The following is a 21,761-nucleotide window of genomic DNA, read 5'->3' as shown; positions in this document are numbered from 1 at the left end:
GAGTTTCGACATGAAAATGCGGTCAAAATGTGGGAGCGGGCTTGCTCGCGAAGGGGGCTTTGAATCCAAACCTCAGCGTTTAAGCCACTCCACCATCCCCCGCCCAGCCGCTCGCCCGCTGGCAAAACACCCCGTCAGCAAATACCCGCCCGTCGGCGCTTCCCAGTCCAGCATCTCTCCGGCACAAAATACGCCTGGCAATTGTTTGAGCATCAAGCTCTCATCCAGCGCTTCGAACGGCACGCCGCCGGCGGTGCTGATCGCTTCGTCCATCGGCCGGGTTTTCACCAGGGTCAGCGGCAGGGCCTTGATGGCGGCGGCCAATTGCGCCGGATCGTTGAAGTGTTCGGCGGGCGCCAACTCGCGTAATAACGCCGCTTTCACGCCATCCAGCCCCAACTGGCTGTGCAAGTGTTTGCTCATCGAGCGCGAACCACGGGGCTTGGCCAATGCAGCTTGAACCTTATCCACAGGCTTGCTCGGCAACAGGTCGATATTCACGGTGGCCAAACCGGTTGTGTTGATCGCCTCGCGAATCGGCGCCGACAACGCGTAGATCAAACTGCCTTCGATACCAGCGGCGGTGATCACACATTCCCCCAGCCGGGGTTTGTCGTCGCCCAAGCCGATGGCGACGTTTTTCAACGGCGCACCGGCGAATTTGCTGACCATCAACTCGCTCCAGGCCGACACCTCGAAGCCGCAGTTGCTCGCTTGCAGCGGGGCACAGGGCACGCCTTTGCCTTCCAGCAGCTTGAGCCACGTACCGTCGGAACCCAGGCGCGACCAACTGCCACCGCCGAGGGCCAACAGTACCGCTTCGCCGCGCACGGTTTTTTCGCCGTCGGGACTGTGGATAAGTAAATCGCCGTGGGCATTCCAGCCGGTCCAACGGTGCCGGGTGTGGATAACCACGCCCTGGTCGCGCAGGCGCTTGAGCCAGGCGCGCAGTAGGGGGGCGGCTTTCATGTCAGTAGGAAACACCCGGCCGGAGGTGCCGACAAAGGTTTCGATACCCAGCCCATGTATCCATTCGCACAACGCTTCGGCGCCAAACCCACGCAGCAGCGGGGCGATGTACGGCGCTCGTTCGGCGTAGCGCGACAGAAACGCCGGGTAGGCTTCGGAGTGGGTGATGTTCATGCCGCCAACACCGGCCAGCAGGAATTTGCGCCCCACCGACGGCATGCCGTCGTACAGGTCCACGTGCAGCCCCGCCTGGCTCAAGACTTCGGCGGCCATCAGCCCGGCGGGGCCGCCGCCGATGATGGTGACGTGTTGGGGTGCGGTCTGGGGCATGGCGAGGGCTACGGTCGGATAAACAGGCCGAGCATTCTACCCGAGGACAGCGCAAACGCCTGATCAAAAAATGTACAGCTTCCTACAGGCCTTACAGATATTGACTCTTAGGTGCTTACGCTCAAGTTATCCACAGGCCGTTCCACAGGCATTGTGGGTAACGCGCACAACTCAATGACAACCTGATGACGTCCACACCCGTTGTGCGCTGTGGTGCAGGATGCCGTGGCGGCGGGCCAGGGCAGGGCGGTCCTTGCTGTAGCCGCCGCCGATCACGCCCATCACCGGGATGTCGCGGCCCAGGCAGTGGCGCATCACGCTTTCATCGCGGGCGGCGACGCCTTGGTCTGTCAGCTTGAGGTAGCCGAGGGCGTCGTCCTTGTGCACGTCGACGCCGGCGTCGTACAGCACCAGGTCCGGCTGGTAGAGCGGCAGCAGGTAATTGAGCGCGTCGTCCACCACCTTGAGGTAGTCGCCGTCGCCCATGCCCATGGGCAGCGGGATGTCCCAGTCGCTCTGGGCTTTGCGTGCGGGGAAGTTCTTTTCGCAGTGCAGCGACACGGTGATGGCCTCCGGTGTGTCATGGAGGATGCGTGCGGTGCCGTCGCCCTGGTGCACGTCGCAGTCGAAGATCAGCACGCGATTGACCCGGCCGCTGGCGAGCAGGTAATGGCTGATCACCGCCAGGTCGTTGAAGATGCAAAAGCCCGCCGGGTAATCGTAGTGGGCGTGGTGCGTGCCGCCCGCCAGGTGGCAGGCGAGGCCGTGTTCCAGCGCCTGTTCGGCAGCGAGGATCGAGCCGCCCACCGCCCGCACGGTACGCCGCGCCAGGGCTTCGTTCCACGGCAGGCCGAGGCGGCGCTGGTCTTCGCGGGACAGTTCACCGCCCATGTAGCGTTCGATGTAGCCGGGGTCATGGGCCAGCGCCAGGATCTCGGGTGGGCACAGTTGCGGGCGCAGCAGTTGGCGGTCCTCGGTCAACCCGTTGGACACCAAGTGGTCACGCAACAGGCGGAACTTGTCCATGGGGAAGCGGTGCTCCGCCGGGAACGCGGGGCTGTAATCATCGTGGTAGATCAGTGGTAAAGGCATGGGATTATCTGACGGGAACCTGCGACGGATCTTACCCGCGTTGTACACTCACGCACATGGCAAGGGAGGGGACCCATGGAGCCGATACTCGAACTGGAAAGTGCGCGCCTGGTGCTGCGCCAATGGCGCGACAGCGACCTGCCGGAGTTTGCGCGCATGTGCGCCGACCCACAGGTGATGCGCTATTTCCCGGCCAGGCTGAGCCACCTGGAAAGCGCCGCATTGATCGGCCGCATTCGTGGCCACTTCGCCGAATATGGCTTCGGCCTGTGGGCCTTGCAGCGCAAGGACAGCGGCGAGTTCATCGGCTTGACCGGCTTGCAGCATGTCAGCTTTGACGCCGCCTTCACCCCGGCGGTGGAAATCGGCTGGCGCCTGGCCCGCGAACATTGGGGCCTGGGCTACGCCAGCGAAGCGGCGTGGACGGCGTTGCGCTGCGGCTTCGATCGCTTGCAGCTGGATGAAGTCGTCGCCTTTACCACCGAAGCCAACATGCCATCACAAAAAGTCATGCAGGCCATCGGTATGCATTACGATCCCCTGGCAGATTTTGCACACCCCAAGGTCGCAGCCGATGACCCGCTGCGCCATCATGTGTTGTACCGCATCACCCGCGCCCAATGGTTGGACACGCTGCACGGATAAGCAGACCGGAATGCCCCATAGATTGTAGGAGTTGCTCTATGAGCCAAGTATTGGAAGATCTGGTGGACTTGCTGACCCTGGAGCCGATCGAGGAAAACCTCTTTCGCGGCCGCAGCCAGGACCTGGGTTTTCGTCAACTGTTCGGCGGCCAGGTGCTCGGCCAGTCGCTGTCGGCGGCCAGCCAGACCGTAGAAGAAGCGCGGCATGTGCACTCATTGCACGGCTATTTCCTGCGTCCCGGTGATGCGGCATTGCCGGTTGTGTATTCGGTCGACCGTGTGCGCGATGGCGGCAGTTTCAGCACGCGCCGGGTCACCGCGATCCAGAAGGGCAACCCGATCTTCACCTGCAGCGCTTCGTTCCAGTACGACGAAGAGGGCTTCGCACACCAGAGCACCATGCCCGTGGTGGTCGGCCCGGAAAACCTGCCGTCGGAGCTGGAGTTGACCCAGCAACGCGCGCACCTGATCCCCGAGCATATGCGCGACAAGCTGCTGTGCCCCAAGCCGATCGAAGTGCGCCCGGTCACCGAAAAAGACCCGTTCAACCCGCAGCCGTCCGACCCGGTCAAGTACGTGTGGTTTCGTGCCGACGGCGCGTTGGCCGACACGCCTGCGCTGCACAAATACCTGCTGGCCTACGCCTCGGACTTCGGCTTGCTGACCACCTCGTTGCTGCCCCATGGCAAGACCGTGTGGCAGAAAGATATGCAGGTCGCCAGCCTCGACCACGCGCTGTGGTTCCACGCCGACCTGCGCGCCGATGACTGGTTGCTCTACGCCATGGACAGCCCGTGGGCCGGCAATTCCCGTGGGTTCTCCCGTGGCAGCGTGTACAACCGCGCGGGGCAATTGGTGGCTTCGGTAACGCAGGAAGGCTTGATCCGCCATCGCAAGGATTGGACGTGAGCCTGTCGCACATCAAGCACTGGGTGTTCGACATGGACGGCACCCTGACGGTGGCCGTGCATGACTTTGCGGCGATCCGCCAGGCGCTGGAGATTCCTGCGCAGGACGACATCCTCACGCACCTGGCCGCCCTGCCCCAGGACCTCGCAGCGGCCAAGCATGGGTGGTTGCTGGAACATGAGCGCGAGCTGGCCCTGGGCTCGGTCGCGGCCGAGGGCGCAGTGGAACTGGTGCGTGAACTGGCCGGGCGCGGTTATCGCCTGGGCATCCTGACCCGCAATGCGCGGGAACTGGCGCACATCACCCTGGAGGCAATTGGTTTGGCAGACTGCTTTGCCGTCGAGGACGTGTTGGGGCGTGATGATGCGCAGCCCAAGCCGGACCCGGATGGCTTGTTGAAACTGGCGGCGGCGTGGGATGTGGCGCCGAGCACAATGGTGATGGTCGGGGATTATCGCTTTGACCTGGAGTGCGGTCGGGCGGCGGGGGCGCGGACGGTGTTGGTCAACCTGGCGCAGAACCCGTGGCCGGAACTTGCCGATTGGCATGCCGAGGACTGCGCGGCCTTGCGCCGGATGATCTAACACTGATAATGAAGATCAACTGTGGGAACTGGCTTGTGTGGGAGCGGGCTTGCTCGCGAATGCGGTGTGTCAGCTATACATCGATCGACTGACCCACCGCTTTCGCGGGCAAGCCCGCTCCCACAGTTTTATTGCGTGAACAACACCTTCTGCCCCTGCGGCGACGTAAACATCCCATCGCCGTTATGCCCGACACCGGGCACTTCCACCAGCGTATGACGCAACTGCGGATGCCGCTGCTTGAGGTAGTCGAAATAATTGTGCCCACGAATCAACCGATACGCGCCCTGGGTTTGTGCCTCGCAGCCTATATCCAGCGCGTGATGCTTCGGGTCGATGTCCTGCTGGCCCAGCAGGTACGTGATGTCACGTGACACGTAAGCCTGCTCCAGTTGTTCGACGCTGCGGCCTTTGGCATAGGCCGGCAGGTTCTGCATGCCGTATTTCCAGTCGTTGAAGCCTGGGCAACTGGCGGCATCGAACGGCACCGGCCGCTGTGGGCTGAAGTAGGCGTAGGACGAAGGATTCGCCACCACATACCGCAGGCCGATGCCTTCGCTTTGCAGCTTGGGATGATCGTGGCTGGTGAGGGCAAAACGCTGTATCACCTGGCCACCGCCGGAGTGCCCGGCCACCACGATTTCCTTGAGCGCCGGGAACAGCTTGCGGTTGCCCAGGTGCTTGATGATCTGGTCGAGGGCGCCATAGGAACTGATCGGGCCCGGGCCGGTGGACGCTTCGCCGGCCATCCAGCCGTTGTCGGTCCAGCGCAGTATCCGCTTGTCCAGATGCTCGTGCCGCGCATCCGCCTCCGTCAGAAAGCGCGGTGCAATCACCAGGGTGTGGGTGGCTTGCCCGGCATTCTCGGCGGCCTGTTCGCCACTTTGCAGATAGGCCGCGGCATCGCGCAGGCGGCCATGCACGATGATCAGCGCGCGGGTGACGTCTGGCAGCGGCTGGCGCCAGTCCTGGCTCAAGCCCAGGCTGAGATCCCCGGCCTTGAGTGGGAAACGATCGAGGTCGCTGTCCTTGATGTCGTGCCCAGCGGCGAACGTAGAACAGCTGACGAACAGACCCAGCAGCAATGCCAGTCGTTTATTCATTTAGAGACTCTTGGCGGAAAAGGTATCGCACTGAGTGATCTGGCCCTGGGCGAAGCCGGTCTTGAACCAGCGTACGCGTTGCGCCGAGGTGCCGTGGGTGAACGAGTCCGGCACCACGCGGCCTTGGCCCTGTTGCTGCAAACGGTCGTCGCCGATGGCGTTGGCGGCGTTCAGGGCTTCGTCGATGTCGCCGGGCTCCAGCCAGTTCAAGCGTTTTTGCGCATGGTTGGCCCACACGCCGGCGAAGCAGTCGGCTTGCAGTTCCTGGCGCACCAGCAGGCCGCCGTCGCCCTGCATCTGCCGGCCTTGTTGGCGGGCCGTCTGGAGCTTGGCCGAGATGCCGAGCAACGTCTGCACGTGGTGCCCGACTTCGTGGGCGATCACGTAGGCCTGGGCGAAGTCGCCGGCGGCCTGGAAGCGTTGCGACATTTCGCGGAAGAAATCCAGGTCCAGGTAGACCTGCTGGTCGGCCGGGCAATAGAACGGGCCGCTGGCCGAGGTGGCGCCACCGCAGGCCGAATTCACCCGGCCACGGAACAGGATCAGTTTCGGGTTCTTGTAGGTCAGGCCGTTTTCCTGGAACACCTGGGCCCAGGTGTCTTCGGTATCGCCGAGCACGGCGCGGACAAAGTCGGCCTGTTCGTCATTGGCCGCTGGCGCCTGGCGCGTCTGGGTGCTGACCGACGGCGCCTGCTCCATCTGCCCGGTGAGTTGGCCGAGGATCTGCAACGGGTCCTGGCCGGTCAGCCAGCCGATGCCGACGATCAGCACAATCGCGGTCAGGCTCAGGCCCTTGCCGCCACCAAAGCGCATGCCGCCACCGCCGCCGCCACTGTCATCGCGGGCGTCCACCACGTTGTCGCTGCGTCGGCCTTTTTTCCATAGCATGGGGGCAATCCTCTCGATAAGCCTTTTATAAGTTGAAACTTAACTGTGGCAAGTTCGTTGGAGTATGGACGTTATTGGCGGCAGTAGCCTTCGCCACTCGCCACGACCAGGCAGTCCTTTTTATCTGCCAGCCACTTGAGGCCAGTGGCGGCACCGTCGCCGGCGCGTAGCAATTGCGGGCCGTCCGGGCGGGTGAAGGCGATGCCGTCTTCGGCGGCTTCACCTTTGAAGGTGCCGGAGTCGCCGGCGTCGAGGCCGTATTGCATGGTGATGATGTAATGCCCGCGGCCGACGCTGTCGTCCTTGGCGATGGTCAGGTACAGGCCTTCGACGCCGACCCACTTGCCGACCCACTGGTCGGTGGGCGGGGTGGCCGGCACCAGGGTCGCTTGCACGGAGGCGGGCGCCGGTTTGGGCGCGTCCTTGGCTTCCTGGCCGCAAGCGGCGAGCAGGGCGATGGCAGAGAGAACAAACAGGGCTTTTTTCATAGTGGCAGGCCTTGGATAAAAAGTGTGCAATGCGTGGGCGATCGTGCGAGGTTGGACTCGAATCCCATGATTTAGTGCGCTGTTCGCACAGTGTTTGGTTATGCTCTTGGGGCAGACGCAAGCCCGGCTGCTAGATTACCGGGTTGAGCAGCCCGCGTTCAGCCCGTCATGCAAGAGAACTCAATGACCGTCAGCACTCCCCTCTCCGGCGTCAACCATCCTTTCAAAGGCATCTTGCTGATTGTGGTGGCGACTTTCCTGTTTTCCAGCCACGACGCCTTGTCCAAATACCTGGCCGGGTTCTACCCGATCGTGATGGTGGTCTGGGCGCGCTATCTGGTGCATACCCTGTTGATGGCCGGGATTTTCCTGCCGCAATCGGGCTTGCGCGTACTGCGCAGCAAACGGCCGGGAATGCAGGTGGTGCGGGCGTTGTGCCTGCTGGGTACCAGCCTGTTCTTTACCACGGCGCTGCATTACATCCCCCTGGCGGAAGCCACGGCAGTGAACTTCCTTGCACCGATCCTGGTGACAGCACTGTCGGTGCCGCTGCTCGGTGAGCACGTTACGCGCGGCCAGTGGCTGGCGGTGATCTGCGGGTTTGTCGGCGTGCTGATCATCATCCACCCCGGTGGCGAACTGTTCACCCCGGCGGTGCTGCTGCCGCTGTGTTCGGCGTTGTTCTTCTGCTTCTACCAACTGCTCACGCGCATCCTGAGCCAATACGACAGCCCGACCACCAGCAACTTCTTCGCCGGCCTGTGCAACACCCTGGTGATGAGCGCGATGGTGCCGTTCTTCTGGCAGGTCCCGACGCTGTGGCATGGCGTGTTGATGCTGGCGCTGGGCACCTGCGGGATGACTGCGCACTTGATGTTGACCCAGGCGTTCCGCTTCGCGGCACCGGCGTTGCTGGCACCGTTCGGCTATTGCCAGATCGTGTTTGCGGGGTTGTTGGGCTGGCTGGTATTCAACCATACCCCCGACTTGACCACGGTGGTCGGCATCGGGGTGATCTGCATGAGCGGGTTGGCCGCTGCCTGGCAGCAGCGGCGCAGGTAGATCAGACGTCTACGGTAGGGATCTTGCGCGGCGCCATGAAGTACATCCAGGTCAGCGCAATGAAGTACATCGCCGGGATCAGGGTGAACAACACGGTGTAGTTGTTGTTGGTCACGGTGAGGATATGGCCGACGATCTGGGTCATGAACATGCCGCCGATGGCCGCACACATCCCGCCGAAGCCGAATACCGTGCTCATCATGTGCTTGGGCGTGTAGTCCATCACCAGGCTCCAGATGTTGGCGGTCCAGGCCTGGTGCGCACCGATGGCCAGGGAGATGGCAAACACTGCGACCCACAGCTGGCTGGAACCGGCCGCCATGATCACGCCGACGATGCAGCAGGCGAACAGCAACATCGACAGCAAGCGCGCCTTGATCGAGTTCATGCCACGGCCGATCAGGAACGACGACAGAATCCCCCCACCCACACTGCCGAAGTCGGCTGTCAGGTAGATGATGATCAGCGGGATACCCATCTGGGTCACGTTGATGCCCAGGTTGTATTGCTGGTTCAGGAACGGCGGCAACCAATACAGGTAGAACCAGAACACCGGCGCGGTCAGCGCGTAGGCAATGGCGAAGGCCCAGGTGCCGCGCATGCGCAGGATGCGGCTGAACGGCACACCCGGTTGTTCGGGTTCGACTTCCCGTTGCACGTAGTCCAGTTCGGATTGTTTGACGCTCGGATGGTCTTCCGGGTTGTAGTACTTCAAGCCCCAGAACACCAGCCAGATCGCGCCGAGCGAGGCCATGCACAGGAATGCCGCCTGCCAGCCCCACACGTGCAGGATCAGCGGCAGCAGCATCGGCGTCATCATCGCACCGACGTTGGTGCCGGCGTTGAAGATGCCGGTGGCCACCGCACGTTCACCGGCGGGGAACCACAAGCGTGTGGTCTTGACGCAGGCCGGGTAGTTGGCGGCTTCGGTCAGCCCGAGGATAAAGCGGCAGACCATGAAACCCACCGCCGAGGTGGCCAGGCCGTGGGCACCAGTCGCCAGGCTCCACAGCAGCACGGCGAAGAAGAACACGCGTTTCACACCGACGCGGTCGATCAGGCGGCCTTGCAGCACAAAGCCGACGGCGTAGCCAACCTGGAACCAGAAGTTGATGTTGGCGTAGTCCATCGCCGTCCAGCTCATTTCCTTGGCGAGGATCGGTTGCATCACGCCCAGGGCGGCGCGGTCGATGTAGTTCAGGGTGGTGGCAAAGAACACCAGGGCCAACATGCCCCAGCGAGTTTTACCCACGGCCAGGGCGCCGCGGATCTTGTCGCCGATGCCGGCGTGCGGGGTGCCGGAGCGCGAGGCCAGGGCGGAGTTTTGCAGAGGCATGAGGTCGTACCCGTTTTTTGAAATTTTTATGGTGTGTTCTGGGTCAGGTTGCGTCGTTGATGGTGCGCAGCGGCTAAAAAATCGTCAATTCGGTAAACGGGCATAGTGTTCGATAATCGCACCAAAAACTAACTGGTTCGTACATTTTAATTGCTGTGGGTAGACTGGGGGCGAATAATTTGGCGCAAACAATAATTGCCGGGAGTCGCCCCATGCAACGTTCCATTGCCACCGTTTCCTTGAGCGGCACCCTGCCGGAAAAACTCGAAGCGATTGCCGCCGCCGGGTTTGATGGCGTCGAGATCTTCGAAAACGACTTGTTGTATTACGACGGCAGCCCCCGCGAAGTCAGGCAGATGTGTGCCGACCTCGGTATCGCCATCACCCTGTTCCAGCCGTTCCGCGACTTTGAGGGCTGCCGCCGCGACCGTCTGGCCCGCAACCTGGAGCGTGCCGAGCGCAAGTTCGACCTGATGCAGGAATTGGGCACTGACCTGGTGCTGGTGTGCAGCAACGCCTCCGCCGATTGCGTCGGCGATGAACGCATTTTGCTCGACGATCTGCACCTGTTGGCCGAACATGCCGGCCGCCGTGGCTTGCGCATCGGTTATGAAGCGCTGGCCTGGGGCAAGCATGTGAACACCTGGCAGCAGGTGTGGAACCTGGTGCGCCAGGTCGATCACCCGGCCCTCGGCGTGCTGCTCGACAGCTTCCACACCCTGTCACTCAAGGGCGACCCGAGCGCCATCGCGCAGATCCCCGGCGACAAGATCTTCTTCGTGCAAATGGCCGACGCGCCGATCCTGGCCATGGACGTGCTGGAGTGGAGCCGGCATTTCCGCTGCTTCCCGGGGCAAGGCGAATTTGACCTGGCGGGCTTTCTTGCGCCGATCATCAAGAGTGGCTACACCGGGCCGCTGTCCCTGGAAATTTTCAACGACGGTTTCCGCGCCGCGCCGACCCGCGCCAATGCAGCGGATGGCCTGCGCTCCTTGCTGTACCTGGAGGAGAAAACCCGCGAGCGCCTGAAGCAGCAAGCACCGGCGCAACCCGTGCAGATTCTGTTCGATACCCCGGCTGCCAGCGAGTACGACGGCATCGAATTCCTCGAATTTGCCGTGGATGAAAGCCTTGGCGCCAAGCTGACCCACTGGCTGGAGCGCCTCGGCTTCGTCAAGGCCGGCCAGCACCGCTCCAAGAGCGTGAGCCTGTTGCGCCAGGGCGACATCAACCTGATCCTCAATTGCGAACCCTATTCCTTCGCCCACAACTTTTTCGAGGCCCATGGCCCGTCGTTGTGCGCCACCGCGCTGCGGGTCAAGGACAGCGCCAAGGCCCTGGAGCGGGCGGTGGCCTACAAGGGCCAGCCCTATCGCGGGCTGGTCGGGCCCAACGAGCTTGAGCTGGCCGCCGTGCGTGCGCCGGATGGCAGCCTGATCTATCTGGTAGACCCCAGCGAAGGCACGCTGTACGACACCGACTTCAACCTGCAAGCCGCGCCGGCTGCCAGTGGTGGCCTGTTGCGTATCGACCATATGGCCATGGCGCTGCCGGCCGACAGCCTCGACAGTTGGGTGCTGTTCTACAAGAGCCTGCTGGATTTCGAGGCCGACGACGAAGTGGTGCTGCCCGACCCCTATGGCCTGGTGAAGAGCCGCGCCCTGCGCAGCCGCTGCAGTTCGATTCGTTTGCCGCTGAACATTTCCGAGAACCGCAATACCGCAATTTCCCACGCGCTATCGAGCTATCGCGGCTCGGGTGTGCACCACATTGCCTTCGACTGCGCGGACATTTTCGCCGAGGTGCGCCGGGCCAAAGACGCGGGCGTGCCGCTGCTGGACATCCCGCTCAACTATTACGACGACCTCGCGGCACGGTTTGATTTTGACGATGAGTTCCTCAGCGAGCTGGCGTATTACAACGTGTTGTACGACCGCGACGCCAATGGCGGTGAGCTGTTTCACGTGTACACCGAACCGTTCGAAGGGCGGTTTTTCTTCGAGATCATCCAGCGCAAGAACGGCTATGCCGGTTACGGCGCGGCCAACGTGGCGGTGCGTCTGGCGGCCATGGCCAAGTCCCGCAGCGGTGCGGTACGCCAAGCGCGGTTGTGAGCGGTGGTGCGGTGCTTCCTTCGGGGAGCGCCGCAGCCCATAATCGGCGCCTGCACAATAAAAACGGCCGTGAGCGCACCATGACCCTGACTCCCGACCTCTCCGCTGCGTCCGACGCGCCGCGCAAGAGTCGTAAGAACAACCCGGAAAAGACCCGCGAAAACATCCTGCAGGAAGCGATCGTCGAGTTTGTCCAGCAAGGCCTGTCCGGCGCGCGCGTGGACGCCATCGCCGAGCGCATCCACACCTCCAAGCGCATGATCTATTACTACTTCGGCAGCAAGGAGCAGCTGTACGTCGAGGTACTGGAGAAGCTCTACGGCGACATCCGCAACACCGAAACCCGCATGAATCTCACCGCCCTGGAACCGCGCGAAGCGATCCGCCGGCTGGTGGAATTCACCTTTGATCACCACGATCAGAACGTGGATTTCGTGCGCATCGTCAGCATCGAAAATATCCACAATGCCGAATACGTGAAGCGCTCAGAGTCGATCAAGGCGATGAACAGCAACATCCTCGAAGCGCTGGGCACGACCTTGCGCCGGGGCGCGGAGCTGGGTTTGTTTCGTGAGGGGCTGGAGCCGTTGGACGTGCATCTGCTGATCAATTCATTCAGCTTTTACCGGGTGTCCAACCGCCATACATTCAGTGAGATTTTTCAGATTGAGCTGTCGGATGAGGCCATCAAGCAGCGACATCGGGAGATGATCTGTGAGTCGGTGATGCGCTACCTGCAAGCCTGACGCTTACGCGACTCTTCGAGTGGAATGCAACCTGAATGTGGGAGCGAGCAAGCCCGCTCCCACAAAAGCTGCTCCCATAGTTGAATTTGTTTCGCCTGTTAGATATTCATGGCCTGAAAGTGCGCCAGCATCCGCTGCGCATCCGGCACTTCGCCACTGAACAACTCAAACGCCTTCACCGCCTGGAACACCGCCATATTGCCGCCATCCAGCGTGCGGCAACCCAAGGCGCGGGCGTCGCGCAGCAGTTCGGTTTCCAGCGGGAAATACACAATCTCGGCCACCCACAGTTCGGCCCGCAGCAGGGCCGCCGGAACCGGAGTGCCAGGCAGCTTGGCCATGCCCATCGGCGTGGTGTTCACCACCCCATCCGCCTCGGCCATGGCGCTTTCCAGGTGGCTGCCGACCTGGGCGCGACCGCTGCCGAAACGCAGGGCGAGGTTGTCCACCAAGTCCTGGGCGCGGCTGCTGTCCAGGTCAAAGATGCTCAGGCGTTCAACGCCTTCGGCCAATAGCGCGTGGGCCACTGCCGCGCCTGCGCCGCCTGCGCCCATTTGTACGACGCGCTGGCGCAGCACATCACTCAGGTTGCGTCGAAATCCTTCGGCGAAGCCCAGGCAGTCGGTGTTATGGCCGATACGTTTGCCGTCCTTGAACACCACGGTATTGACCGCGCCAATCCCCCGGGCCTCGTCGGACAAATCATCGAGCAGCGGCAGGATCGCCTGCTTGCACGGGTAAGTAATGTTCAGGCCGGTGAACTGCATCAACTCGGCAGCGTCGAGCAGGTCGGGCAGGGCATCGACGGTCAATCGCAGCGGGTCCAGGTCGATCAAGCGATACAGGTAGCGCAGGCCTCTGGCGTCGCCTTCCTGTTCATGCAAAGCCGGGGTGCGGGAAGCCTGGATGCCGGAGCCGATCAGGCCGGCGAGGATGCGCGGTTTCATCGGGCTGATCCTTTCAAGATCTGGCTGAAGTGTTCCAGGGCCAGGTGGTAGCCATGACTGCCAAATCCTGCGAGCACGGCCTTGGCGATGGGCGACACAAAGGAGTGATGACGAAACGCCTCGCGTGCATGCACGTTGGATAAATGCACTTCGATCACCGGCACTTCACTGGCCACCAGCGCGTCACGGATGGCGACGGAGGTGTGGGTCCACGCGGCCGGATTGATCACGATACCGGCGCAACGGGCGCGGGCGCCGTGGATCCAGTCGAGCAGTTCGCCTTCGTGGTTGGTCTGGCGAAATTCGATTTTCAGCCCGAGCTTGTCAGCGCTGCGACCGCACAAAGCGGCCACGTCAGCCAGGGTTTCATGCCCGTAGGTCGCCGGCTCGCGGGTGCCGAGCAGGTTGAGGTTGGGGCCGTTGAGCACCAGCACGATAGGCGGCATGGGAGGGTCTCCACAATTATTGTTAGTTGTGGCGGTAAAATGTACTGAATGGTTAATTTGGTCAATCGACGGCGAAGGATATGTTCGATTACCGAACGGTTATGCGCGGTAACAACACGGCATTCGACGCTTCATTGCCGGTCACTAGTCTGAGAAACAGCTCCAGGATTTTGGAGCCGGTTGTCGGGTGGCACGGGGTGAAATTGTTACCGGACGGAAAATAACCTAACGGATGGGTTACGATGCGAATAGGCACTTACAAGGGATGTGTAATTTCAGTGCTTCTCAGGGATGAGCACTGCCCGCCGCATGTGCATGTAAGGGGCACGGGCTGGGATGCGCGTTTTCGTTTCAGCTTTCTGGATGACGGCGTGGAGTTGTGGGATGTGGACCCTGAGCGACGTCGGCCGCCCGGTGCCGTTCTGCTGGGGATTTGCCAGGCGCTGAGGCAGCGGCATTATCTGGCGCGGGCGCGAAGGATTTGGTGGGAGAAAATTCAAACGGTCTGCCTGGAGAACCATTCCTGGGACCTGGGGGCGGATGAGGTGGTACCTGGATTGGTCATCCGGCCGGGTGTTCATGTAATCGCAAGCGCTTGGCACGATGTTGTCGAGCAACAGACAATTTTGAGTCTAGTGAGGGTCCCGGTATGGGTGAAGATAACTCTGTGAAGGTCGTAAAAGCCAAAGTCCGGCCCTACGTGCCGCTTACCGAGGCTGACATCGATAAAGCGATAGCCCGTGGGCGCAAGACAAGGCATTTGTATGCCCGAGCCAGCTCGGTGCGCTATGAAGACAAGAGTATTTCCATCGGCTTCAGCGACGGCAGCCGGATCTCGCTGCCCGTTGCGGGCCTTCCCGAGTTCGAGGGGTTTTCGCTGGAAGACTTCCAGCGGTTGGAGGTCGGTTTCGGTGGCAAGGCGCTGTGCTGTGAACCCCGGGACCTGGACGTGTCCATCACCGGCCTGATCGCCACGAGCCAGCCCCTGATGGACCTGGCCGCCAGCCTGGTGGCTTCGCGCAACGGTCGTAAGAGCAGCGCCGCCAAAGCCGCCGCTGCCCGCGCCAATGGCAAGAAGGGCGGGCGGCCGCGCAAGGATACGACGAAGCCCGACGATTCAACTGACGCATGAAAAGCCGTGTTGGGAGTGGGCTTATGTGGGAGCGGGCTTGCTCGCGAATGCGGTGTGTCAGCGTAAGCCGCTGTGACTGACACTCTGCCATCGCGGGCAAGCCCGCTCCCACACAAGCCCGTTCCCACAGGGGGACTGCGAGTGGCTGTAAGTTTCAGCGACGCGTCAGCAGGACGCCCGACTCCATATGATGCGTCCACGGAAACTGATCAAACATCGCACACTGGGTGATACGGTGCGTGTCATGCAGTTGCGCGATGTTCGCCGCCAATGTCTGCGGGTTGCACGAGATGTACAGGATATTGTCGAAGCGTCGAGTCAGCTCGCAGGTGTCCGGGTCCATGCCCGCGCGAGGCGGGTCGACGAACACGCTACCGAACTCATAGCTCTTGAGGTCGATGCCGTGCAGGCGACGGAACGGGCGCACTTCGTTGAGCGCTTCGGTGAGTTCTTCGGCGGACAGGCGCACCAGGGTGACGTTGTCCACCGCGTTTTCAGCGAGGTTGCTCAGCGCGGCGTTGACCGAGGTCTTGCTGATCTCGGTGGCCAGCACTTTGCGTACGCGGGTCGCCAGCGGCAGGGTGAAGTTGCCGTTGCCGCAGTACAGCTCCAGCAGATCATCCGGGCGGTCGCCCAGGGCTGCGTACGCCCAGTTGAGCATCTTCTGGTTCACCGTGCCGTTGGGCTGGGTGAAGGCGCCTTCGGGTTGGCGATAGCTGAAGGTGCGACCACCGACTTCGAGTTGTTCCACCACATAGTCGTGGCCGATCACATCGCGCTTGCCCTTGGAGCGGCCGATGATGCTCACGTTCAAGTCAGCCGCGAGCTGGTTGGCAGCGGTGTGCCAATGCTCGTCCAGCGGGCGGTGATAGCACAGCGTGATCATCGCATCGCCGGCCAGGGTGGTGAGGAACTCCACCTGGAACAGCTTGTGGCTCAGGGCGGCGCTGGCTTGCCAGGCGGCCTTGAGTTGCGGCATCAACTGGTTGATGCGCAGGCTGGCGATGGGAAACGCTTCGATCAGGATCGGCGTGCGCTTGTCGTCCTGGGAAAACATCGCGTAGTGGCGCTCACCGCCTTCGCGCCACAGGCGGAACTCCGCGCGCAGGCGGAAGTTCTGCAGCGGCGAGTCGAAGACCTGCGGCTCGGGTGCATCGAACGGGGCCAACAGGTCACGCAAGCGCGTGACCTTGTCTTGCAGTTGAGCGGTGTAGCTTGCGGCGTCAAAAGTCATGCGTTGAACCAGCCCAGCTTGATCACGAACAGGATCGACAGGATCACCAGCGCCGGGTTCAGCTCACGGTAGCGGCCCGAAAGCAGCTTGATGGCGGTCCACGCGATGAAGCCGAAGGCGATGCCGTTGGCGATGGAGTAAGTAAACGGCATCGCCAGGGCGGTGATCACCACCGGCGCTGCAACAGTGATGTCATCCCAGTCGATTTCCGCCAGGCCCTGGGTCATCAGCACGGCCACGAACAGCAGCGCGGGGGCGGTGGCAAACGCCGGGACGCTTTGCGCCAGTGGCGAGAAGAACAAGGCCAGCAGGAACAGGATCGCGACAACGATGGCGGTCAAGCCGGTGCGGCCGCCGGCGCTCACGCCCGCGGCGGATTCGATGTAGCTGGTGGTGGTCGATGTACCCAGCAGCGAACCGGCCATGGCAGCGGTGCTGTCGGCGATCAGCGCACGGCCCATCTTCGGCATGTGGCCGTCCTTGCTCATCAGGCCGGCGCGCTTGGCGACGCCGATCAGGGTGCCGGAGTTGTCGAACAGGTCCACGAACAGGAACGCAAAGATCACGCTGACCAGGCCGATGTCCAGCGCGCCCTTGATGTCCAGTTGCAGGAAGGTCGGGGCCAGGGACGGTGGCATCGACACCACGCCGTTGAACGGGGTCACGCCCAGGGCGATGGACGCAATGGTCACCGCGAGGATGCCGATCAGCACCGCGCCGCGTACGGCCAGGGCTTCCAGCGCGACGATCAGCACGAAACCGAGGGTGGCCAGGATCGGCGCGGCCTTGGTCAGGTCACCGAGGCCGACCATGGTGGCTGGGTTGCTGACGACAATGTCGGCGTTGTGCAGGGCGATCAACGCCAGGAACAGGCCGATACCGGCAGCAATCGCCGAACGCAGGGGCAGCGGGATGGCGTTGATGATCCATTCACGGATACGGAAGATCGACAGCAGGAAGAACAACACCGCCGAAATAAACACCGCACCCAGCGCTACCTGCCAGGTATGGCCCATGTGCAGGACCACGGTGTAGGTAAAGAAGGCGTTGAGGCCCATGCCCGGCGCCAGCGCAATCGGGTAGTTGGCGATCAGGCCCATCACGGTCGAACCGATGGCCGCCGCCAGGCAGGTCGCGACAAACACCGCGCCCTTGTCCATGCCGGCCTGACTGAGGATGCTCGGGTTGACGAACAAGATGTAGGCCATCGCCAGGAATGTGGTGATACCCGCGAGAATCTCGGTGCGCACATTGGTGTTGTGGGCTTTGAGTTGAAACAGCTTTTCCAGCATGCCGGCTCCCTGTGACGCTATTTTGCGTCGTGATTTGTTGACCTCTAAGTCAAAGCACAAACTGCGCCAAGCGCCTGTGGTTTCAGAGAGGATCGGAAAAAGCGGCGCATCATACCAGCAGCCGAGGCCGTGTGGTGTGCGGGCTGGCCGTTGTGAGCAATCGCCCTTGATCATGACCTTGAGGCATACTGCGCCGACGTTTAATCCGGGGTCATTCACAGCATGAAAAAAGCCAACGCGTGGAGTCTAGCTCTGATCCCCTGTATCGGCCTGTGGCTCGGCGCAGCACCGGCGTGGGGCGCGACTGCACCGCCGTTGAGCGAGGTGCGGGTGTTCCAGGTTCAATCGGCCGGTTGCACCGAAACCATCCCGGAGCGCGCGCAAGGCACCCAGATGTGTACGCACCGTGGGCCCACCAAGGTTTCGGTGATGGAAGTCGGCCTGGGCAACAACCCCGTGGGCCGCTTCAACGGCGCCGAATTGAACGGGCAGCGCACGCCGGTGTGCCAGGTCGGCAACGTCAGCCAGGTGTGCAGTGGCGCGGGCACGGTGATGGGTTACATCTACGTGTTCGACCTGAATGTCGAGGACCAGGGCTGGTTCGAATACAGCAACTCGTCGATCAACGGCCCGCAGAACACCCTCAAGACCCTGCTCAATATCCGCTGATCAATCATCTTGAACGCTCAAAACCCCGGGAAGTCGTACCCCTGAGACGGCGAATTTCCTGAACGCCGCGGATGTACACCAACCCGTGAGGTGTTTATGAGCGCAACTTCCCATGGCGCGACGGCTCAGCCGTTCGTCAGTCACTCGATCCGCCTGCGCCTCAATGGCCAGGAACGCCAGTTGGACGTGCTGCCCTGGACCACCCTGCTGGACTTGTTGCGCGAGCAGCTTGACCTGATCGGTAGCAAAAAAGGCTGCGACCACGGCCAATGCGGCGCCTGCACGGTGTTGCGTGACGGCAAGCGCGTGAATGCCTGCCTGACCCTGGCGGTGATGTGCGATGGCGCCGAGTTGACCACCGTCGAAGGCCTGGCCGACGGTGACACTCTGCACCCGATGCAGCAGGCGTTTATCAAGCGCGACGCCTTCCAGTGCGGTTACTGCACGCCGGGCCAGATTTGCTCCGCAGTGGGTCTGATGAATGAAGGCCGTGCCCATGACGCCGCGCAGATCCAGGAACTGATGAGTGGCAACCTGTGCCGCTGCGGGGCTTACAGCAACATTCGCGAGGCTATTGAAGACGTCGTGGGAGGTGAGCGATGAACCCCTTCCACTACAGCAAACCCGTGGATGTGCGTGAAGCGGTGCACCTGAGCAGTGCCACCTCGCGTTTTATTGCCGGTGGCACCAACTTGCTGGACCTGATGAAAGAAAACCTCAGCCGTCCCCAGCACCTCATCGACATCACGGGCCTGCCGCTGCATGACATCAAGGCAAGCGCTGATGGCGGCCTGTTGATCGGCGCGATGGTGAGCAACGCCGACCTGGCCTGGCATCCGCTGATCGAGCAACGCTACCCGCTGCTGTCCCAGGCGATCCTGGCCGGCGCCTCGCCGCAACTGCGCAATATGGCCAGTACCGGCGGCAACCTGTTGCAGCGCACCCGCTGTTACTACTTTTATGACATCGGCGTGCCGTGCAATAAGCGCGAGCCCGGCAGTGGCTGCCCGGCGCTGACCGGCCTGAACCGCATCCACGCGATCCTCGGTGCCAGCGACCAGTGTGTCGCCACCCATCCTTCCGACATGTGCGTGGCCCTGGCCGCACTCGAGGCACGGGTCCACGTGGAGGGGCGCGGCGGTGTGCGGATCATTGAGTTTGCCGACTTCCACCGCCTGCCCGGCGACACGCCGCAGCGGGACAATCTGTTGGCCGACGATGAACTGATCACGGCCATTGAGTTGCCGGCTGATCAACTGGCAAACCACAGTCATTATCTGAAGGTACGCGACCGTGCGTCGTACGCCTTTGCGCTGGTGTCCGTCGCCGCGGCGTTGGAGCTGGACGGCGACCAGATCATCGATGCGCGCCTGGCCCTTGGCGGCGTTGCCCACAAACCCTGGCGTGACCGCGCCGTGGAAGCGTTGCTGATCGGCCAGACGGTCAGCCGCGAAACCTTCAGTGCCGCGGCTGACGCGCTGCTGCAAGACGCCGTGCCGCTGGCGCACAACGGCTTCAAACTCAAACTGGCGCGCCGCGCGATCATCCGTGCCTTGAGCGACGCCGCTGTCGCGGGAGAACAACCATGAGCGCTATCGGCAAACCCTTGGACCGTGTCGACGGCCTGCTCAAGGTCACCGGCCAGGCGCGTTATGCGGGTGAGTTTCCCGAAGACGGTCTGCTCCACGGCAGCGTCGTGTCCAGCACTGTCGCCAAGGGCCGAGTCATCAAGGTCGATGCCTCCAAAGCCCTGGCGTTGCCGGGCGTGATCATGGTGCTCGACCACCTCAACCGGCCAAAGATCGCCAGTTATGACGAGGCTTTCGCCGACGCCGATGCGGCGGACGGCTCGCCGTTCCGCCCGCTGTACAACGACCGGGTGCTGTACAGCGGTCAGCCACTGGCCCTGGTCATCGCCGATAACCTGGAACTGGCGCGCCATGCCGGTTCACTGGTGGAGATCGAGTATGCGAGCGAAGCCTTTGACACTGACTTGATCGCCCAGCAGCAACACGCCTACCCATCGCCCCAGACCCCGCCGAAGCCGCGCGGCAACTTCCAGGCGCAATGGCGCGCCGCCGCCGTCAGCCTGGACCTGAACTACAGCACCCCCATCGAACATCACAACCCCATGGAGCCCCATGCCAGCACGGTGCTGTACCAGAGCGATGGCACGCTGCACATCCATGACAAAACCCAGGGCCCGCAGAACTGTCAGGCCTATGTGCAGAAAGTGTTTGGCCTGGATAAAAGCCAGGTGCGGATCTTTGCCGCGTTTGTGGGTGGCGCGTTCGGTTCCGGCCTGCGCCCGCAGTACCAGTTGCCACTGGCGGTGATGGCGTCGCTGGCGCTCAAACGCTCGGTTCGCGTGACCCTGACGCGCCAGCAGATGTTCACCTTCGGCTACCGGCCGCGCACCTTGCAGCGTCTGCAAGTGGGCGCCGCCGCCGATGGCAAGCTGGTCGCACTCGGCCACACCGCCACCGGCCAGACCTCACGCTTCGAGGACTTCAGCGAGCATGTGGTTGAGTGGAGCGGCATGCTCTACCACTGCGACAACGTGCAATTGACCTACAACCTGGTGCCGCTGGATGTGTTTACCCCGCTGGACATGCGCGCCCCGGGTGCTGCACTGGGGGTGATCGGTCTGGAGTGTGCAATGGACGAACTGGCCTGCGCGCTGGGGGTCGACCCGGTGCAACTGCGCCTGACCAATTACGCCGAGCGCAACCAGAACGAAGACAAGCCCTGGTCCAGCAAGGCGTTGCGTGAATGCTACAGCGAAGGCGCCAAGCGTTTCGGCTGGCAGCGGCGTAACCCGGAACCGCGCAGCATGCGCGAGGGGCGCCAACTGATCGGTTGGGGCATGGCCGGTGGTGTGTGGGAGGCGATGCAGATGAAAGCCAGCGCCAAGGCGCGGATCGACGCCGAGGGCAAGCTCACCGTCAGCAGCGCCACCACCGATATCGGCACCGGCACCTATACGGTCATGACCCAGATTGCAGCCCAGGCCAGCGGCGTGGCGCTGGAAAATGTCGAGTTTCTGCTCGGCGATTCCTCATTGCCCACGGCCCCGCTGCAGGGCGGCTCGTTTACCGTGTCTTCGGTGGGCACCGCCGTTCAGCAAGCCTGCGAAGCATTGGCGGCCGAACTGCTGGAGATTGCGCGCCAGACGTATCCGGTGTTCAAGGACGCCGAGTCGGTGCGCTTTGACGACGGCCACCTGCACACCGGTGATGTGAGTGTGTCGCTGGCCCAACTGGTCAAGGACAGTGGTGAAGACGCGTTGCAGGTGCAGGTCGACAGCGAGCCGGACGAGAAACGCGGGGGCTATGCCAGCGCCACGCATTCTGCGGTGTTTGTGGAAGTACGGGTGGATGAAGACTTGGGCACCATCCAGGTCAGCCGGGTGGTCAGCGCGATTGCGGCCGGGCGCGTGGTGAATCCGAAAATGGCGCGCAGCCAGATTCTCGGCGGGGTGGTGTGGGGCATCGGTATGGCCCTGCATGAAGAAACCCAGACCGACCACCACTTGGGGCGCATCATGAACCACAGCCTGGCCGAGTATCACATTCCGGTAAATGCGGACATCGGTGAGATTGACGTGGTATTCGTCGAGGAGCACGACGAGATCGTCAATGCGCTGGGCTCCAAGGGGGTGGGTGAGATCGGTATTGTCGGGGTGGCGGCGGCGGTGGCGAATGCGGTGTATCACGCCACGGGCAAGCGGGTCAGGGACTTTCCGATCACCCTCGATAAAGTGCTTTGACAGCACT

The 21,761-nt window shown here is 62.5% G+C and carries 22 protein-coding genes; 12 read left to right on the top strand and 10 right to left on the bottom strand.

Annotated features, from left to right (window positions below; all coding sequences use genetic code 11):
• Positions 1-72: 72 nt before the first annotated feature.
• Both IB241_RS14300 and IB241_RS14295 read right to left on the bottom strand, forming a co-directional pair.
• Complete coding sequence (locus tag IB241_RS14300; RefSeq protein WP_192298999.1) at positions 73-1,299, bottom strand: TIGR03862 family flavoprotein; 1,227 nt, start codon at positions 1,297-1,299, stop codon at positions 73-75.
• A 171-nt stretch (positions 1,300-1,470) separates the two neighbouring features.
• Positions 1,471-2,391 (bottom strand): histone deacetylase, encoded by a 921-nt coding sequence (locus tag IB241_RS14295; protein ID WP_192298998.1) that lies wholly within the window; start codon positions 2,389-2,391, stop codon positions 1,471-1,473.
• A gap of 75 nt (positions 2,392-2,466) precedes the next feature.
• Between IB241_RS14295 and IB241_RS14290 the strand changes: the two genes are divergently transcribed.
• Genes IB241_RS14290 through IB241_RS14280 form a run of 3 tightly spaced genes read left to right on the top strand, consistent with a single transcriptional unit; the run spans position 2,467 to position 4,528 of the window.
• Positions 2,467-3,036, top strand: coding sequence for a GNAT family N-acetyltransferase (locus tag IB241_RS14290; protein ID WP_192298997.1), 570 nt, complete (start codon positions 2,467-2,469; stop codon positions 3,034-3,036).
• A gap of 38 nt (positions 3,037-3,074) precedes the next feature.
• Positions 3,075-3,944 carry an acyl-CoA thioesterase II gene (tesB, locus tag IB241_RS14285; RefSeq protein WP_192298996.1) on the top strand — a complete coding sequence of 290 codons (870 nt, stop codon included), beginning with the start codon at positions 3,075-3,077 and terminating at the stop codon, positions 3,942-3,944.
• Positions 3,941-4,528: an HAD family hydrolase gene (locus tag IB241_RS14280; protein ID WP_192298995.1), complete on the top strand. Its 588-nt coding sequence runs from the start codon at positions 3,941-3,943 to the stop codon at positions 4,526-4,528. The genes tesB and IB241_RS14280 overlap by 4 nt, the downstream gene beginning before the upstream one ends.
• Positions 4,529-4,656: 128 nt before the next feature.
• On the opposite strand, the gene IB241_RS14275 is transcribed toward IB241_RS14280, so the two are convergent.
• From IB241_RS14275 to IB241_RS14265, 3 genes are all read right to left on the bottom strand, one after another.
• A complete protein-coding gene (locus IB241_RS14275; RefSeq protein ID WP_192298994.1) occupies positions 4,657-5,631 on the bottom strand; it encodes an alpha/beta hydrolase in 975 nt (324 codons plus the stop codon).
• On the bottom strand, positions 5,632-6,519 hold the full coding sequence (locus IB241_RS14270; protein ID WP_192298993.1) for a neutral zinc metallopeptidase: 888 nt from the start codon (positions 6,517-6,519) through the stop codon (positions 5,632-5,634). It lies immediately after the preceding gene.
• A 71-nt stretch (positions 6,520-6,590) separates the two neighbouring features.
• On the bottom strand, positions 6,591-7,007 hold the full coding sequence (locus IB241_RS14265; protein ID WP_192298992.1) for a hypothetical protein: 417 nt from the start codon (positions 7,005-7,007) through the stop codon (positions 6,591-6,593).
• 183 nt (positions 7,008-7,190) lie between these two features.
• Between IB241_RS14265 and IB241_RS14260 the strand changes: the two genes are divergently transcribed.
• A complete protein-coding gene (locus IB241_RS14260; protein ID WP_192298991.1) occupies positions 7,191-8,069 on the top strand; it encodes a DMT family transporter in 879 nt (292 codons plus the stop codon).
• Position 8,070: 1 nt separating this feature from the next.
• Here IB241_RS14260 and IB241_RS14255 read toward each other — a convergent pair whose 3' ends face one another.
• Positions 8,071-9,405 (bottom strand): MFS transporter, encoded by a 1,335-nt coding sequence (locus IB241_RS14255; RefSeq protein WP_192298990.1) that lies wholly within the window; start codon positions 9,403-9,405, stop codon positions 8,071-8,073.
• Between the two features lie 212 nt (positions 9,406-9,617).
• On the opposite strand from IB241_RS14255, the gene quiC reads away from it, so the two are divergent.
• Together quiC and IB241_RS14245 are read left to right on the top strand one after the other, a co-directional pair.
• Positions 9,618-11,519 carry a 3-dehydroshikimate dehydratase QuiC gene (gene quiC, locus IB241_RS14250; protein WP_192298989.1) on the top strand — a complete coding sequence of 634 codons (1,902 nt, stop codon included), beginning with the start codon at positions 9,618-9,620 and terminating at the stop codon, positions 11,517-11,519.
• A gap of 80 nt (positions 11,520-11,599) precedes the next feature.
• The gene (locus IB241_RS14245) at positions 11,600-12,265 is read left to right on the top strand and encodes a TetR/AcrR family transcriptional regulator (protein ID WP_192298988.1); all 666 of its coding nucleotides are present in this window, start codon (positions 11,600-11,602) and stop codon (positions 12,263-12,265) included.
• 98 nt (positions 12,266-12,363) lie between these two features.
• Here IB241_RS14245 and IB241_RS14240 read toward each other — a convergent pair whose 3' ends face one another.
• Both IB241_RS14240 and aroQ read right to left on the bottom strand, forming a co-directional pair.
• Positions 12,364-13,212, bottom strand: a complete 849-nt coding sequence (locus IB241_RS14240) for a shikimate dehydrogenase (protein ID WP_192298987.1) — start codon at positions 13,210-13,212, stop codon at positions 12,364-12,366.
• Positions 13,209-13,658 (bottom strand): type II 3-dehydroquinate dehydratase, encoded by a 450-nt coding sequence (aroQ, locus tag IB241_RS14235; RefSeq protein WP_192298986.1) that lies wholly within the window; start codon positions 13,656-13,658, stop codon positions 13,209-13,211. The genes IB241_RS14240 and aroQ overlap by 4 nt, the downstream gene beginning before the upstream one ends.
• Positions 13,659-13,900: 242 nt before the next feature.
• On the opposite strand from aroQ, the gene IB241_RS27515 reads away from it, so the two are divergent.
• Both IB241_RS27515 and IB241_RS14230 read left to right on the top strand, forming a co-directional pair.
• Complete coding sequence (locus IB241_RS27515; RefSeq protein ID WP_225595492.1) at positions 13,901-14,329, top strand: DUF4160 domain-containing protein; 429 nt, start codon at positions 13,901-13,903, stop codon at positions 14,327-14,329.
• Positions 14,326-14,790 (top strand): DUF2442 domain-containing protein, encoded by a 465-nt coding sequence (locus tag IB241_RS14230; protein WP_192298985.1) that lies wholly within the window; start codon positions 14,326-14,328, stop codon positions 14,788-14,790. Before IB241_RS27515 ends, IB241_RS14230 begins: the two co-directional genes overlap by 4 nt.
• Before the next feature lie 154 nt (positions 14,791-14,944).
• Here IB241_RS14230 and trmA read toward each other — a convergent pair whose 3' ends face one another.
• Together trmA and IB241_RS14220 are read right to left on the bottom strand one after the other, a co-directional pair.
• Positions 14,945-16,024: a tRNA (uridine(54)-C5)-methyltransferase TrmA gene (trmA, locus tag IB241_RS14225; RefSeq protein ID WP_192298984.1), complete on the bottom strand. Its 1,080-nt coding sequence runs from the start codon at positions 16,022-16,024 to the stop codon at positions 14,945-14,947.
• A complete protein-coding gene (locus IB241_RS14220; RefSeq protein WP_192298983.1) occupies positions 16,021-17,316 on the bottom strand; it encodes an NCS2 family permease in 1,296 nt (431 codons plus the stop codon). Before IB241_RS14220 ends, trmA begins: the two co-directional genes overlap by 4 nt.
• Before the next feature lie 222 nt (positions 17,317-17,538).
• Here IB241_RS14220 and IB241_RS14215 point away from each other — a divergent pair, with 222 nt between their 5' ends.
• The 4 genes from IB241_RS14215 (at position 17,539) to IB241_RS14200 (ending at position 21,754) form a co-directional block, all read left to right on the top strand.
• Positions 17,539-17,985 (top strand): DUF4879 domain-containing protein, encoded by a 447-nt coding sequence (locus tag IB241_RS14215; protein ID WP_192298982.1) that lies wholly within the window; start codon positions 17,539-17,541, stop codon positions 17,983-17,985.
• 96 nt (positions 17,986-18,081) lie between these two features.
• Positions 18,082-18,588 (top strand): (2Fe-2S)-binding protein, encoded by a 507-nt coding sequence (locus tag IB241_RS14210; RefSeq protein WP_225595490.1) that lies wholly within the window; start codon positions 18,082-18,084, stop codon positions 18,586-18,588.
• On the top strand, positions 18,585-19,574 hold the full coding sequence (locus IB241_RS14205) for an FAD binding domain-containing protein (RefSeq protein WP_192298981.1): 990 nt from the start codon (positions 18,585-18,587) through the stop codon (positions 19,572-19,574). The genes IB241_RS14210 and IB241_RS14205 overlap by 4 nt, the downstream gene beginning before the upstream one ends.
• On the top strand, positions 19,571-21,754 hold the full coding sequence (locus tag IB241_RS14200) for a xanthine dehydrogenase family protein molybdopterin-binding subunit (protein WP_192298980.1): 2,184 nt from the start codon (positions 19,571-19,573) through the stop codon (positions 21,752-21,754). The genes IB241_RS14205 and IB241_RS14200 overlap by 4 nt, the downstream gene beginning before the upstream one ends.
• Positions 21,755-21,761 lie beyond the last annotated feature (7 nt).

This window comes from Pseudomonas sp. PDM05 (assembly GCF_014851685.1).
GTDB lineage: Bacteria > Pseudomonadota > Gammaproteobacteria > Pseudomonadales > Pseudomonadaceae > Aquipseudomonas.
Note: the sequence above shows the minus strand (reverse complement) of the source record. Positions and strands in the feature narration are given on the sequence as shown.

Excerpts from the sequence above, each read along its gene's own strand:
- IB241_RS14300 (WP_192298999.1), bottom strand. The coding sequence starts at position 1,299 with ATGCCCCAGACCGCACCCCAACACGTCACCATCATCGGCGGCGGCCCC.
- IB241_RS14295 (WP_192298998.1), bottom strand. The coding sequence starts at position 2,391 with ATGCCTTTACCACTGATCTACCACGATGATTACAGCCCCGCGTTCCCG.
- IB241_RS14290 (WP_192298997.1), top strand. The coding sequence starts at position 2,467 with ATGGAGCCGATACTCGAACTGGAAAGTGCGCGCCTGGTGCTGCGCCAA.
- tesB (WP_192298996.1), top strand. The coding sequence starts at position 3,075 with ATGAGCCAAGTATTGGAAGATCTGGTGGACTTGCTGACCCTGGAGCCG.
- IB241_RS14275 (WP_192298994.1), bottom strand. The coding sequence starts at position 5,631 with ATGAATAAACGACTGGCATTGCTGCTGGGTCTGTTCGTCAGCTGTTCT.
- IB241_RS14270 (WP_192298993.1), bottom strand. The coding sequence starts at position 6,519 with ATGCTATGGAAAAAAGGCCGACGCAGCGACAACGTGGTGGACGCCCGC.
- IB241_RS14265 (WP_192298992.1), bottom strand. The coding sequence starts at position 7,007 with ATGAAAAAAGCCCTGTTTGTTCTCTCTGCCATCGCCCTGCTCGCCGCT.
- IB241_RS14260 (WP_192298991.1), top strand. The coding sequence starts at position 7,191 with ATGACCGTCAGCACTCCCCTCTCCGGCGTCAACCATCCTTTCAAAGGC.
- IB241_RS14255 (WP_192298990.1), bottom strand. The coding sequence starts at position 9,405 with ATGCCTCTGCAAAACTCCGCCCTGGCCTCGCGCTCCGGCACCCCGCAC.
- quiC (WP_192298989.1), top strand. The coding sequence starts at position 9,618 with ATGCAACGTTCCATTGCCACCGTTTCCTTGAGCGGCACCCTGCCGGAA.
- IB241_RS14245 (WP_192298988.1), top strand. The coding sequence starts at position 11,600 with ATGACCCTGACTCCCGACCTCTCCGCTGCGTCCGACGCGCCGCGCAAG.
- IB241_RS14240 (WP_192298987.1), bottom strand. The coding sequence starts at position 13,212 with ATGAAACCGCGCATCCTCGCCGGCCTGATCGGCTCCGGCATCCAGGCT.
- aroQ (WP_192298986.1), bottom strand. The coding sequence starts at position 13,658 with ATGCCGCCTATCGTGCTGGTGCTCAACGGCCCCAACCTCAACCTGCTC.
- IB241_RS27515 (WP_225595492.1), top strand. The coding sequence starts at position 13,901 with ATGCGAATAGGCACTTACAAGGGATGTGTAATTTCAGTGCTTCTCAGG.
- trmA (WP_192298984.1), bottom strand. The coding sequence starts at position 16,024 with ATGACTTTTGACGCCGCAAGCTACACCGCTCAACTGCAAGACAAGGTC.
- IB241_RS14220 (WP_192298983.1), bottom strand. The coding sequence starts at position 17,316 with ATGCTGGAAAAGCTGTTTCAACTCAAAGCCCACAACACCAATGTGCGC.
- IB241_RS14215 (WP_192298982.1), top strand. The coding sequence starts at position 17,539 with ATGAAAAAAGCCAACGCGTGGAGTCTAGCTCTGATCCCCTGTATCGGC.
- IB241_RS14210 (WP_225595490.1), top strand. The coding sequence starts at position 18,082 with ATGAGCGCAACTTCCCATGGCGCGACGGCTCAGCCGTTCGTCAGTCAC.
- IB241_RS14205 (WP_192298981.1), top strand. The coding sequence starts at position 18,585 with ATGAACCCCTTCCACTACAGCAAACCCGTGGATGTGCGTGAAGCGGTG.
- IB241_RS14200 (WP_192298980.1), top strand. The coding sequence starts at position 19,571 with ATGAGCGCTATCGGCAAACCCTTGGACCGTGTCGACGGCCTGCTCAAG.